Genomic DNA, 12,525 nt, shown 5'->3' with positions numbered 1-12,525 from the left:
TAGTACTTGAGAGATCGCCGGTTCATGAGCCCGGTCGGACAGCGCATGTCCTAGCCCGCGTGCGCGTTTACAGCCTGTTTGACGGCTCTTCCTCGCGGTGGCGCGCGGGCGCTATCGGAACGCGCTGAGCCCGTGCTAGCGTCGCCGGATGCGCGTGCGGCTCATCCTGGACATCGGTGGCCCGATCAGCGGATGCTTCGCGTACGTCATCATGGCTGCATGCTCGACGTCGGAGCCTGCGGCGGCGTCCGACGTGCCCAACGGCGAAGGCGCAGAGGCTCAGGTCTCCGCGGCGCATTCGAGCGGCGGCGGCTTCATGGGCGCTGGCGGTCACGGTGGAAGTTCCCCAGAGACTGGAGTTGCAGGCAGTGGCGGCATGGGTGGTGATATCAGCCCGGGCATCACATGTGCCGCTGGCCTGGAACCAACGGTCGGGACAGAGTTTTCAATAACACTTGATTGCCCAAACCCTGAATCCGACAGGATGTGCTGGTATACGCATGCCGAGCGAGAGTTCCCCTTCTGCATAGGCTCTTGGCAGTACGGGGACTGCGTGGCCATCAACCAGAGCGGAGCCCGCTGTCCATCCGATGGGATGGTGGCCAAGTGTGTCATTGCTGAAAACCCGATCCAGGGGACGACGGTCGACGGGACCATGGAGGTGTGGTTTTATGCCGCCACGGATGGAGTGGTGAGGTGGTGCGAACTCAATCACGGGACCGTCGTCTACCCGTGAAGTACCTCGCGGTAGGTCGTCAGTGCTCCGGATTGGCTTCAGTAGATGAGGGTGTCCGGGATGCGGGTGGCTCCGATGTAGTTCCGGACATCACCCAGCGGCGAAGGATCCTCACCGCCGCGACGAGCGCAATGGAGACCGTTCACAGCGGGTTGGCGCGAAGGCTGCCAGGTTGTCATGGGGCTTCAGCGTGTCGGCCCAGGGCCCGGCGTGTTTGGGTTCGGGTTGAACGGGACCCCGTCAAGAGGACTGTCGTCAGGGTGATGAAAAAACCAGCGCCGCGCGCGGTTTGCGACAAATGCATTTAGCCGGCGAGCGAAGTCGGGTTCGACATCGATGATGTTCTCGGTGCTTCCCGATTCAGGATGATCCATCAGCAGTGCGCGATGGCGGTCGAGCACGAATACGATCTTGTCGGCCGTCTCCAGACCAACGCCGCGCCACGCGTCATTCGCATCTCGCCGTTTATGTAGGGCGATGGGCCGATCCGTCGTGAGGAATGGGAACTTCGAGCGCACCACAATCCATGTTCGCGCGAAGAAATAGTGCATAAAATCGTTCGGACCTTTAAGCATAGCTTCGACGGTCTCGTTCTTGTGCGGAGTCACCGACAGACTCTTTGCGGCTCTGCGGAAGGCGTCGGCGGTCTTCGCCACGGCCTCGTCCGATGTGTCATCTCCCCGCTCCTTGAGGAAGTTGCGCACGTAGTCGGGCGAGGAAGCGGCGATGCGCATGATCATCCGCGACGTCTGCGTGTAGAGTCTGGTTTGAAAATCACCTGTGTCGTGACCTCGGACGAACTGGAGCGCCATGAACATGGCGAGGTTCTCTCGGTCGAGATCGTCCGGAAAGTAATCTGCTCCGAGACGATCCAGGTTTGCGAAGGCGTAGCCGGCCGCTGTTTCGAAGACACCAATGATGTGCTCCGCCTCGTGTACGCGTCGTGGGTCGTCTGTTTCTATGTTATAGAAGTCGGTTTCGACGGCGGCATCATGCACGCCGATGACGATCCCCGAGTCCGGTCCGAGTTTTGCCTCGATACGCTTGACGCGTGGCGTACCCTTCGGACCCGATCGAGCCGCGAACCGCTTCAGATACATCTCGGGTACGTAGTGATGCCGCTTGGGAGGGTTCTCCCAGTTCGGCGGCGGCTCGTTCCTGTCAATTCGTGCCTTCTCTCGCTCCCATACGGCGATCCGCGGATCATCCGAAAACTTCATACGGTGAGCGTGACCGAGCGCGGCTCGACGATCCAGCCGGGATCTGACGACCCGCCGGCAGCGTGCCGATGCCGCCCGGCTACTGTGCTCGAAGGAACGCACCAGGGGGGTGAGCCGCGCCGAGGTGGCTACGTCCCACGCCCGGAGGGGCTACTCGTCGGGAAGGAGCCCGGCGACCCGACCGAGCAACTTCGCCAGGCAGACGACGAGATCGCGCCGGTCGACGGGTCGACCATCGGCGCGGGCGGTGCGGATGAGGCGGTCGACCTCGATGGCGATGGGGATGCAGCGGACGATGAGCAGAAGGAGCTGGCTGGTGTACATGACGGGGGTCTTGGGCGAAGGCGTGTCGGATACGGCGCAGGCGCGTAAGGGAGCCCACGTCGCACCGCCGCAGCGGCGCAGAGGCTTTCCCGCCGTCTGCACCCGCCGCTCCGCAGCCGCCGCCTGTGGGCGCCCACCGTCGTGCCGTCGGAGCCGGAGCCCCCGCCGCCGTCAGATCCACCACCAGCGCCGGGTAGTGCTCAATTTTGAGCAATGGGCCTTGGGGGCCTTGACCGGACACGTGTCCGAGGCCTGGCGCGCACGCGCAGAATCATGCACCCAACTCGCGTGTCGGCTTACTCCGTCTTCAGGAGACGATGCCTCCGACCTGGCTGGCGGATTCCAGCCAGGTCGGCAGGGGTCAAGGCGGAAGCTGACGAGGGCTCCCAGAAGAACCGCCAGAGGAGCCGGACCACCGCGACAGCCAGATGCCGACGAGCACGCCAAGCAAAAAGAGTGCGTCGCCGCCCATCACGGCGCCCCATCGATCTTGATGTTTTCAGGGTTCGAAGGCAAAATTCGACCGAGAGAGGTCCGCATAGAGGATCCCTTTCTGGGCCAACCCGAAGCTTAGCGGGCACGGGTTGGCCCATTTTTTTGTATTACCGAAACAGCCGCCTGTTGACGGCTTCGGAAGTCAAGTCAGGTGCAAGCGCAACAACCGTGCCTTCAGGTTGGTGAAGGGAGAACGAGTCCGGTCAAGGACTGGTTCTCTCCTGCCTCTCATGCAGGGTTGGATGCGCGACGTCAGCACGCCCTTCACCTTCAGACGAGGAGAGACGATTGCGTCTTGTCCACGGACGCGGGAAGCCTCGGGCTATTGGCTCACGAAAGTGACAGAAATCACAACCGGCGCGCCGTCCTCGGGCGGCGCGAACTGCGCGCTCTGGACCCGCACCACGACCAGGCGCGCATCGTCCCGGAGAGGCAGGAGGGCTTCGCCGATGGCACCTCGCCGTTGGACCGATCTTCGCGGTGCACCGGACCGACCCCTTCATGCTCGGGTCCTCTTGAAGACCTTTGTTGTAGCAACGACGGAAACCGGCCGCCTCAGGGGCCGGCGTCGTCAAGGGCGGCGTAGCGGGATTGAACATGGGCGGCGCCGGAAACGGCGGCGCCGCCCACCTGGGCGTTGCTCATCGACGGGATCCAGGACGACGGGTCGCGACGGGATCCAGGACGACGGGTTCCACGACGGTGCGATCGCCTTACCGGCGGCGGGCGCCGAAGTGGAACAGGAACGAGAACCCAGCGACGGTCGTGGCCGTCCAGTCAGTGTCGTTCGCGGTCCGCTGCTTGCGCGAAACGGGCAGCTGGGGCTTCGCCGGCGGCAGCGCGACGGCTGCCCCGATCCCGACACCGACGGCGATCGGATCCCCGACGGGCGCGACAGGTGTCGGGACGAGGCCGAGACGATCGACGGCTTCCAGGACGACGACGGCTGCCCGGATCCCGACAACGACATCGACCAGGTCCCTGACGCCAGCCATCAGTGCCCGGGCAACGCCGAGGATCGCGACGGCTTCCAGGACGACGACGGCTGCCCGGATCCCGACAACGACATCGACCAGGTCCCTGACGCCAGCCATCAGTGCCCGGGCAACGCCGAGGATCGCGACGGCTTCCAGGACGACGACGGCGGTAGTGCTCAATTTTGAGCAATGGGCCCCGGGTCGTCTTGACTGTCGCTCCGGTGCATGAGCCACGCCCGCAGCACGGGTTCCTCCTCCACGTCCCACCCGCCCAGCTTCATGGGCTCGATGCAGGCGATGTGCGCCTCTGGGATGACCTGCGTCATGAGATCGTTGCCGTCCTCGCGCCGGTCGATGTCCTTCTAACGGTCCGTCTCCTCAACGTCGGAGCGGTCGGCGTCGTCCGGACTGCCATCATCCACCTCCTGCTCGCGCTGCTCCATCGGGGCCAGTATCGGCTCAGCGATCACGAACGCAGCCCTTCCGAGCCGCTCGCTCCGCTCCAAGAACTCGTCCCAGTCGAGCTCCGGTATTGGGGCGCGTCCTGCCGCCACGCGGATCGCCACGTCGCGCATGTGGGCAATGACGTCCTCGGGCGTGGGCGGCGGCTCCTCCGCCACCTCGGCGGACAGCACGCGCCTCACTCGGCCGGGCTTGTATCCGCGTGCGGTGAGAACCAGCGTCGCCTCTCGCTTGGTGGCCACGCCGACGGCGAGCGCGGCCAGGATCGGCTTCGCGGCCTCGCCCTCCCAGTCCTCCCAGAGCTCGCGGGCGTGCTGCGCCAGCGCAGCGGACCAGCGCGGGTCCGGGGCGTCGGCGGGCTCCCTCGGCATCGGCTCACCCGGCGCATCCACCGCATCGCCCCACGTCTTCATCCGTTCGAGCAGCACGCGAAGCGGGGCGGCGTACGGCAGGTCCGTCGATTCCTTGCGGCGGCCCCCGTCGGAGAGCTCGACGCGCGAGCCCATCTCATCCCACCGCATCTCGGTGGTCGCCGCGGCCTCATACTCTTCGGCGTGATCCGTGCCGCATCTCGGCAGCGCTTCCACCAGCGCACGCACGGCGGCACGGTCGGCGGAGAGCACGGCGACGAGCCGCTCTGAGCATGAGCATAAGGATGGAGGGACTTTCGCCCCGTCAGCACCAAATTGATTGAGGGACGCTCCGCGTCATTCCTCTGTGCGTCCGCACGGTCGCCCGATGGTTGACGCACCTGGTCGATCGTTCCGACCTCGCTAGCAAGAGCACGAGTTCGCGGGACGCTACGAATTCGCGGGAACGTGAATGTCAAGGAGCTTGTTTTTTGAGGGCTCGGACGGCGGCCCTGCCGCGCTTCGCGGCGGGGCCGACGTCGAGCATCGCGCCGGGCGAGCCGGGTTCGGCGCGACTCGACGCACTTCCGGCGCGAAATCTGAACATCCGCTTGTGATGTGCGACGCAGTGCATCCCTCAAAATTCGTGCTCCGAGCCCCCTCAAACTTCGAGGCTACGCTCAGCTCCACCTCGGCTTCGCGCTCGGCGAGTTTCTCCTCGGCATCGGCCCTCGCGCGGCGTTCGGCGAGCGCCTCGTTGGCATCGGCCTCTGGATCGACGTAGTCCAGGCTCAGCACGCGCCACTCGCGCTCCTCGCCCTCCTCCTTGAGGATCGAGCCCACAGCCGGCGGCTCCTCGAGTTCCGCGAGCATCCATAGGGTGCGACCACCGCCATCGGTATCCATGGTGAGCCGCACGCGCATGTCGTAATGCTACCATGGGCTCCGCGCTGCCCGTCAGCGCTCGCGACCGACGACGCGAAAACGCCGTCAAACAGGCTGCAAACGCGCGCGCGAGCACGTCGCACGTGGAGCGTGCAGAACCTCACGATCCGCATGCACATCCGCCGCTTCACGCGGCTCTGCAGCGGCTTCAGCAAGCGCCTGCCGCATCACAAGGCGGCCGTCGCGCTCCGCATGGGGTTCTACAAGTTCTGCCGCCCGCACGAGGCGCTGCGCGTGACGCCCCGCCATGGAGGCCGGGCTGACCGATCCCATCTGGAATGTGGAGGAGCTCGTCACGGCGGCGCCCACCGAGCCCCGAAGCCAAGGGCGCTCAGGTTGCCCGAGCCGCCCGCTGGCGCGCCCACGGCGCCCGCCAGAGCACCGATCACGTTGGAGTCCCGAGAAAATCAGCAGAAGGGAAGAGCAACCGCAAGGGCGCAAGGAGCGCAAGGGGGCGGGCAAGAGAAGTTCTCGTCTCTGGTCCCTTGCGCCCCTTGTGCCCTTGCGGTTGCTCTCCTTTCCGCATTCCTTGGCCTTGTAGCTTGCTTCCCGGCAGATCGATCGAGTCTCGCAAACCATTGAAACCATGCAACTTTCAACCTATTTGATGCTCTATGGCGTTACCGAACGGGCGCGGGTTCCTGCGGCTGGTCGGGGGCGCACCGGCTGCGCCTGTGGCGCCTACGCCGTCAGAGCCACCGCCAGAGCCGAAACCGAGGTCGATGAGGCAGTTGTCGCTCTTCGACGAACCCGAGGGATTGCCGCTTGTTTGTGGGTTGTAGGCGGCTCATACTATGGCCCGCATGGTGTGGGTGGTCCTCCTGGGTGCGCTCCTCTTCGCGAGTGCCTGCGACAGCACCGTCATCGTTCCCAAAGACGGCCGTGGCGCGAGCGACGGCGACGACGGCGGAACGTCAGCACCAGGCGCCGGGAGCAGCGACACCAGCGGCTCGTCCTCATCACCCGGTTGGACGGTGCCGCCGGATCGGACCTACAGCCACATCGATTGCGACGACGAGCCCGCCACCTCCACGCTCTTCGTGGAGATCTGGCCGGCCGGCTCCGGCTGTCTGGCCCCGGCGACCATCGTGGACGATGTGCTCGTGTTCGGGATCGTGATGTGGGACGGGCAGCCGGGAACGTTTACGCTCGGTGTCGAGACGCCGCACGGCATGGCGCAGGCCGGCATGGGTTTGCAGCCCGATCCCATCACCGGCACGCTCACGATCGAGCCATACGTCGGTACGCCTTCGGCAATCGCGTGGGATCTATCCGTGGGCGCTGGCCGCACCGACCTATCCGTTTGCGGCCACTTCGACGACTTCCCGTGCCGGTGAGCCTCATTCGCCTTTGACGAACGGCGCGTCGAACGAGCCCTCCGTCACGTTGACGTAGACCGCGCACGTGAGCGAAAGGGTGGACCCGCTCGTCCTCGCATCCTCGCCAGACGCGGCGCCACGAACGTAGTGTGAATGCGGCTCAGGCCTTCGGACAGCCCGGCTTCGTCGGTCTAGCCTAGAACGGCGACAGCATCGATCGAGTATACGCTCCAGCCAGAGAGGTAATCAATCATTCGCCGTCACTGCGGCAGTTGCGTGTCCGAAAGAAGCATCTGACTAGCTTGGCTTTGATTGTCTCGCAAATGAGGCAACCCGCGCAGAAGGCGCCTACACATAAGACGCCAATTTTTGTGGTTTTCTCGGCGTCCGTGGCGCGCTCGGCGGTTCCAAAGACCCCACCTTCGGCCGAAGCACGCATCTTGCGCGGGCGCCACAGTTCGGCGGTCGTCCCGTTCGGCGGCTGCACCTGGACCTGGTCCGCCAGGTTGCGCCGTCACCCCGGCGCCACGACCACCATCGCCGCGCGCTCCCCGCCGTCGCTCCCGGCGAGGGAGACCGCACACGGGTGCGGCGCGAAGCCCCGCGCGAACGCCTCCGACGCGATCGCGAGGTGCAGCGGCATGGCCGCGGCGCCGAGCGCGCCGATCCGCTGGGCGGGGCACTCCAGCTGCTGCGGATCGCAGAAGAGCTGCTGCGTGCGCACCGACGCGGCCTGGAGCTCGAAATGGCGGAAGGTCTCGAAGGTGATATCGGTGAGCACCCAGCCGGCGCGCAGCCCGCGCTCGGCGAGCGGCGCGAGCGCGGCGCGGAGCGCGGCGGTGAGGCCCGTGGCCTGGAACGCGGACTCGTCGTTGTCCGGGCGGGCCCGCTCGTGCGCGGTGGAGAGGCCGACGATCTGCCCGAGCTCGCGGAGGAGCGCGCGCCGCGCGACGTCGGGGCGCGCGAGGACCACGAAGGCCGCGCACTCGCCGGGGACGAGGGCGTCGAGGTTGTCCGGCCGGAAGAGCCGGCCCGCGGCGTCGAGCGCGGCGATGCGCGCCGGGTCGTAGTCGGTGTGCACGCCGCCGAGCAGCGCCGCGTCGATCGTGCCTCGCGCGAGCGCGTCGCACAGCTCCGGCAGCAAGAACCCCGGCGCGGCGGGGCCGCGCGTCGAGACCTTGACCGCGATCTCCGGCGCGCCCCCGTACGACTGCGCCCGCGCGGCGAGCTCGGCGGCGACCCGCTGCGCCGGGGCCTCGCCGCCCGGCGGCCGCTGCCCGAGGTGCTCGTCGAGGCACAGGCCCATCTGCATGCGCAGCCCCCGCGCCGCGGGGCCGAGCTTCTCGAGCGCCTCGCCGAGCGCGCGCTCCGCGAGCAGGACGGCGCGCGCCGCGCCCGTGACCCGCGGATCGAGCGTGGGCAGGAAGCACATCGTGACGGGCTCGCCCTGCCCGTCCACGAGCGGCGACTCGCGCATCGCCGCGGCCGAGGCGCGGTGCGAGAACGCGGTGTCGATCGAGCGCAGCCCGACGGGCGTGACCGCGCCCGCGGCCACCATGACGGCGAGGGGCCTCACGCTCGCCCCCGCTCGCGCACGATCACGCGCGCGTCCTTCATCCGCCGGGGCGCCTTGACGTGCGCGCGCCAGACCATCTCGACGGCCACCGGCTTCTGCGGGCCGGAGGCGTAGAGGTCGACGAGCACGGTGTCGAGGTGCGGCGCGAAGGCGACCGGCGCGCGGTCCTTCACGTGGAACTCGATCTCGACCTGCACCTTCGGGAGCTCGAAGCTGAGCGCCCCCTCGGGCGTGAGGTTGAGCGCCCGCACCGGCTCGCCGCCCGCGAGCGGCGGATCCGCGATGAGGCCCGGCGAGGCGCAGAGGTTGAAGCGGTGGTCGAAGTCCTCGGGCAGGAGCGGCGCGCGGTTCTCCCGCCACGCGGCGTCGTACGTCCCTGCATACGCGCGGCGCGGCTCCCAGTGCCGGCCGACGGCCCCGATCCCCGCGGGCGGCGGCGCGGTCTTCGCGGTCCGGATCGGGTACGAGGGGTCCTCGATGGCCGGCGCCGGCTGGTGGGTGAGCGAGGCCGGCGCGCGCGTGACGCCCGTGCCGATCGGGTTGCGCGGCTCCTCGAGGGGCGCCGCGGGATCGTCGTCGTCCCGCCCGCCCCAGGCGTGGTCGTAGCGCATGTCGATCTGCTCGATGGGCGCCGGCGCGGTGAGGGCGGCGCCCTTGTCCACCCAGAGCCGCTTGCCGAACACGACGAGCGATTTTCTGAGCGGGCCCACCTCGACGCGCACGTCGAAGGAAGGCACGGCCTTGCCGTTCGGCGCGTACGCCGTGGCCACGAAGATCACGTCGGTCGCCGGCTTGAACAGGCAGACGTCGGCGGGGTACGCGACGCTCTCGGGCTTCTTCTCCTCCCAGGGCAGGTCGGCGAGGCGGACCCCGCGCGTGCGCTCGGGGGGCGCGAGCTCGAGGCTGCCGTCGCCCTGGAGCTCGAAGCTCGCCTTGACGATCGTGACCAGCTGCTCGCCGTCCCGGTCGACGAGCAGCTGTGGGTGCGCGGCGAAGTCCGTCTTGTTGTCGAGCGGGGGCTGGCTCATCGCGGGCGCATTATCGACAGGATCGGAGGCGATGTCTCTCCGAGTTCGACGGAGGCGCGCGCGATCACCCGGCCATGGCCGCCTCGGCGGCGTACGCGTCGAGGCCGTGGCCGCGCAGCGCCGCCTCCACGAGCGCGATCGGCTCGGCGCAGGCCGGGTCGTCCGCGCCCTCCCCGGCGACGACCGCCGGCAGCGCCCGGGCCACGACGAGCCGCACGGCGCGATCGCGGAGCGCCAGCGAGAGCGGCAGCGCCCCGAGCAGGCGGTGGCCATGCAAGGCCGCGCGGAGGGTGAAGCGCTCCCGGTCGGGCGCGCGCACGGGCGAGAGGAGCAGCGCGCCGAGCAGGTCGGGCTCGCCGAGCGCCAGGGTCGCGTCCGCGATCCACCGCGTGGCCCTCCGGGCGAGGTCCCGCTCGCTCCGCCATGCGGCGTCCTCGCGCGCCCGCCGCGCCGCGCGGCCATGGAGCGCGGCGAGCCAGGGCGCGATCGCCGCCGGATCCAGCGGATCGGGCCGCTCGAAGCGCGCGATCGCCCCCTCGGCGAGGCCCTCGGCCTCGAGCGCGGCGGCGAGCGAGAAGAGGCCCGCGGCGACGTCGGGCGGGGGCGTTGCCGCGGCGAGGCGCCGCGACCAGGCGACGACCTCGGCGCGGGAGGCGGTCGCGCCGGGCGCCACCTGCGCGCGGTCCGGCAGCCGGGCGACGTCGATGCGCTCGTCCAGATCTCCCCGCGTGACGAGCCGCGGATCGAGCAGCGGCGCGCCGCCGGGGCGGCCCGCGCTGGCGAGCACGCAGGCGCACTCCACGGCGACCGAGACGCGCACCGACTCGCCGTCGTCGACGAAGCTGGTCGGGAAGGTGCGGCACCCGAGCGGCTTGGCCTCGGGCCCGCCGTTCGCGTGGAGCGAGCAGCGCCCGTCGCCCTCGAGGTAGGCGCACCGGCCGTCCCGCATCGCCACGACGGAGGCCGCGCACGGCCACGTCCCGCGCTCCGGCGTGAAGACCCGCTCGTGGCGCGCGCCCCCGCTCAGCACGTCGGGCCGCAATGCCCGCGCCCGCGCGGCCTCCTCGGGATCGAAGAGGATCGAGGCGTAGATCCGGCAGCAGCTCCCGCGGCCGTCGCAGTGCAGGCTGAAGTCGGGCAGCACCTCCAGCGGGCGCTCGCGGGGATCGCGCTCCCCCGGGTCGAGCGCGGGCGCCGCGGGCGCCGCGGCGCTCCAGGGCCCCGCGTCCTCGCCGGCGTCATCCGCTCCCAGCAGCCCCGCGGCGTGGAGCTCTGCGAAGAACGCCTGCGCCGCGGGCACACGCGCGTGTGCGCCCTCGCGGGCCGCCGCGATGACGATGCCCTCCACGTCGCGCGTCCCGTCGGCCGCGGAGAGCAGGACCCACTCCCGTGGGCCGAGCTGGAGCAGCTGCCCGGTGCGGGCATCGTGGAGGATGACGCGCTCCTCCTCGCCGACCAGGTGGCGCCGCGCGAGCACGTGGGCGGCGAGGCGAGGGCGCGCCGGCGGCGTGCTCGGGCTCACCCGAGCCACGCTATCCGACGCCGGCGGCAGCGCGCCACCGAAACGAGGCGCGGCGGCGCCCGCCGTCGCCGCCGCGCTCTCCCCGGGCGGAGCGCGACGGCCGCGGCCACGCCCTCAGCGCACGCACTTCACCCACGCGGCCGTGAAATGGTTCCACTTGCCGCTCTCTCCGGCGTTGAACCCGGTGAAGCCATCGTCGAAGTTGAGCGCCCAGGCCGCCGAGGCGTTCCCCGCGGCCGCGTGGGAGCTCCAGTACCAGTCGTTGCTGCGGGCGCCGTACTGCGTGCCGGGGAACATCGCGCGGTTGATCGACGGCGCCACCTGCGCCTCGTCGACCAGCGTCGCGAGCTCCCGGATGCTGGGCAGGCGCCACGTGTGGCCGTTGAGATCGAGCGTCGCGCAGTAGCTCTCCGCCTCGGTCCAGGCGAGCGTGGCCGGCGAATACCCCTGCTGCCAGACGAGGCCTGTGTACATGTCCATCACCTCGCCGGGCGACACGACGGCGTACTGGTCGGGCGGGGCCACGGCCGGGCTGCTCGGCGCCTCGCCCTCGCCGTTGCCTCGCACGCAGCGCAGGCTCGCCGCGGTCGCCTTGGAGTAGGCGTTGCTGACGATCCCGTCGCTCAGGTTGAAGGCCCAGGCATAGTCGCGCCCCGCGCCGGCGCCGGCCTGCCGGATGGTGAGGATCCAGTCGGACGACGTCTTGTGGAAGCCCCCGCGCGCCCCCGGGAACGCGCCCCTGTCGATGGCCGGGCTCCGGGTGAAGTCGACGATCGACGTCATCTCGATGCGCGTCGGAAGGCGCCAGTCGGAGAACCCGCCGAGCGTCAGGTCGTCGCAATAGCCGATCGCCTGCTCCCACGTGTACGCCTCGGAAGGAGGGGTCTCTTGCCATTCGAGACATGTGACCTCGTCGCGCACCACGCCGCCCCCCACATCGGTATAACTCGCGGGGTTGGGCAGGCCGCTGCCCGCCGGGTTGGGCATGGGCCAGCACGCCCACTTGTGCGTCCCGCAGGCCGCGGCCCTGCTGCATCGTTCGGGCGCTCCGCCCGCGCCCCCGCTGCCCGGGCCACCGCCCTCCCCGGCCGCTCCGCCGTCCCCCGGCGCGCCGCCGCCCGCGGTGCTCTCCGCGCCGTCGCCCTCCCCGCCTGCTCCGCCGTCCCCCGGCGCGCCGCCGCTCGCGGTGCTCTCCGCGCCGCCGACCCCGGCGCCCGTCTCCGAGGCTCCGCCTGTCGCGAGCGCGCCGCCCGTCCCCCACCCGCCGCTCCCCGCGATCGCGTCGCGGTCGCCGCCCTCCTGGCCGCACGCCGCGGCCGCGAGCACCACGCCGAGCGCGACCCCCGTCCGGGCACGCGCCGCGGTGACGGACATCACCCAGGTCGCGTCGACGACCCACCGCTTGCTTCGATTCACAGGCACCTCCGCGCGCTCAAGCCAATGCCGCAAGACAAATATGTTCGAACAGCACCAACCTATCACACGCTGCGCGAGGGTCGCCAAAGCACGTACCGGAAGAACGGCAACTTCCTGCCAGTCGACAGAAATCGCCCAGCGCCGTCATCTCAGCG

The 12,525-nt window shown here is 69.6% G+C and carries 12 protein-coding genes and 1 pseudogene; 3 read left to right on the top strand and 10 right to left on the bottom strand.

Annotation, left to right across the window (positions count from 1 at the left end; translation table 11 throughout):
- Nucleotides 1-148 precede the first annotated feature (148 nt).
- Complete coding sequence (locus WMF39_RS17295) at nucleotides 149-736, top strand: hypothetical protein (protein ID WP_437746592.1); 588 nt, start codon at nucleotides 149-151, stop codon at nucleotides 734-736.
- Between the two features lie 185 nt (nucleotides 737-921).
- On the opposite strand, the gene WMF39_RS17290 is transcribed toward WMF39_RS17295, so the two are convergent.
- From WMF39_RS17290 to WMF39_RS17265, 6 genes are all read right to left on the bottom strand, one after another.
- Nucleotides 922-1,956 (bottom strand): DUF4238 domain-containing protein, encoded by a 1,035-nt coding sequence (locus tag WMF39_RS17290; protein WP_437746591.1) that lies wholly within the window; start codon nucleotides 1,954-1,956, stop codon nucleotides 922-924.
- A 150-nt stretch (nucleotides 1,957-2,106) separates the two neighbouring features.
- On the bottom strand, nucleotides 2,107-2,280 hold the full coding sequence (locus WMF39_RS17285; protein ID WP_437746590.1) for a hypothetical protein: 174 nt from the start codon (nucleotides 2,278-2,280) through the stop codon (nucleotides 2,107-2,109).
- 1,208 nt (nucleotides 2,281-3,488) lie between these two features.
- The gene (locus tag WMF39_RS17280; RefSeq protein ID WP_437746589.1) at nucleotides 3,489-3,932 is read right to left on the bottom strand and encodes a hypothetical protein; all 444 of its coding nucleotides are present in this window, start codon (nucleotides 3,930-3,932) and stop codon (nucleotides 3,489-3,491) included.
- The gene (locus tag WMF39_RS17275) at nucleotides 3,929-4,078 is read right to left on the bottom strand and encodes a hypothetical protein (protein ID WP_437746588.1); all 150 of its coding nucleotides are present in this window, start codon (nucleotides 4,076-4,078) and stop codon (nucleotides 3,929-3,931) included. Before WMF39_RS17275 ends, WMF39_RS17280 begins: the two co-directional genes overlap by 4 nt.
- A gap of 36 nt (nucleotides 4,079-4,114) precedes the next feature.
- A complete protein-coding gene (locus WMF39_RS17270) occupies nucleotides 4,115-4,837 on the bottom strand; it encodes a hypothetical protein (RefSeq protein ID WP_437746587.1) in 723 nt (240 codons plus the stop codon).
- A gap of 177 nt (nucleotides 4,838-5,014) precedes the next feature.
- A complete protein-coding gene (locus tag WMF39_RS17265; protein ID WP_437746586.1) occupies nucleotides 5,015-5,488 on the bottom strand; it encodes a hypothetical protein in 474 nt (157 codons plus the stop codon).
- Between the two features lie 89 nt (nucleotides 5,489-5,577).
- Between WMF39_RS17265 and WMF39_RS17260 the strand changes: the two are divergent.
- Together WMF39_RS17260 and WMF39_RS17255 are read left to right on the top strand one after the other, a co-directional pair.
- Nucleotides 5,578-5,890, top strand: a pseudogene (locus WMF39_RS17260) (IS1 family transposase); the annotation flags it as partial.
- A gap of 413 nt (nucleotides 5,891-6,303) precedes the next feature.
- Nucleotides 6,304-6,846, top strand: coding sequence for a hypothetical protein (locus WMF39_RS17255; protein ID WP_437746585.1), 543 nt, complete (start codon nucleotides 6,304-6,306; stop codon nucleotides 6,844-6,846).
- A 496-nt stretch (nucleotides 6,847-7,342) separates the two neighbouring features.
- Here the strand turns inward: WMF39_RS17255 and WMF39_RS17250 are convergent, their stop codons facing one another.
- The 4 genes from WMF39_RS17250 to WMF39_RS17235 all read right to left on the bottom strand — a co-directional run bounded on the left by WMF39_RS17250 (nucleotide 7,343) and on the right by WMF39_RS17235 (nucleotide 12,370).
- Nucleotides 7,343-8,404, bottom strand: a complete 1,062-nt coding sequence (locus WMF39_RS17250) for a beta-ketoacyl synthase N-terminal-like domain-containing protein (protein WP_437746584.1) — start codon at nucleotides 8,402-8,404, stop codon at nucleotides 7,343-7,345.
- Nucleotides 8,401-9,432 (bottom strand): DUF2169 family type VI secretion system accessory protein, encoded by a 1,032-nt coding sequence (locus WMF39_RS17245; protein ID WP_437746583.1) that lies wholly within the window; start codon nucleotides 9,430-9,432, stop codon nucleotides 8,401-8,403. The genes WMF39_RS17250 and WMF39_RS17245 overlap by 4 nt, the downstream gene beginning before the upstream one ends.
- A gap of 64 nt (nucleotides 9,433-9,496) precedes the next feature.
- The gene (locus tag WMF39_RS17240) at nucleotides 9,497-10,954 is read right to left on the bottom strand and encodes a YkgJ family cysteine cluster protein (protein WP_437746582.1); all 1,458 of its coding nucleotides are present in this window, start codon (nucleotides 10,952-10,954) and stop codon (nucleotides 9,497-9,499) included.
- 114 nt (nucleotides 10,955-11,068) lie between these two features.
- A complete protein-coding gene (locus tag WMF39_RS17235; RefSeq protein ID WP_437746581.1) occupies nucleotides 11,069-12,370 on the bottom strand; it encodes a DUF1566 domain-containing protein in 1,302 nt (433 codons plus the stop codon).
- Nucleotides 12,371-12,525 lie beyond the last annotated feature (155 nt).

Source organism: Sorangium sp. So ce1504 (genome assembly GCF_051521635.1).
In the GTDB taxonomy this organism is placed as follows: domain Bacteria; phylum Myxococcota_A; class Polyangia; order Polyangiales; family Polyangiaceae; genus Sorangium; species Sorangium cellulosum_B.
This window is presented reverse-complemented; position numbering and strand designations above follow the sequence as displayed.

Bases quoted from the DNA above. Each gene is read 5' to 3' on its own strand.
- WMF39_RS17295 (WP_437746592.1), top strand. From the start codon at position 149: ATGCGCGTGCGGCTCATCCTGGACATCGGTGGCCCGATCAGCGGATGC.
- WMF39_RS17290 (WP_437746591.1), bottom strand. From the start codon at position 1,956: ATGAAGTTTTCGGATGATCCGCGGATCGCCGTATGGGAGCGAGAGAAG.
- WMF39_RS17285 (WP_437746590.1), bottom strand. From the start codon at position 2,280: ATGTACACCAGCCAGCTCCTTCTGCTCATCGTCCGCTGCATCCCCATC.
- WMF39_RS17275 (WP_437746588.1), bottom strand. From the start codon at position 4,078: ATGACGCAGGTCATCCCAGAGGCGCACATCGCCTGCATCGAGCCCATG.
- WMF39_RS17265 (WP_437746586.1), bottom strand. From the start codon at position 5,488: ATGCGCGTGCGGCTCACCATGGATACCGATGGCGGTGGTCGCACCCTA.
- WMF39_RS17255 (WP_437746585.1), top strand. From the start codon at position 6,304: ATGGCCCGCATGGTGTGGGTGGTCCTCCTGGGTGCGCTCCTCTTCGCG.
- WMF39_RS17245 (WP_437746583.1), bottom strand. From the start codon at position 9,432: ATGAGCCAGCCCCCGCTCGACAACAAGACGGACTTCGCCGCGCACCCA.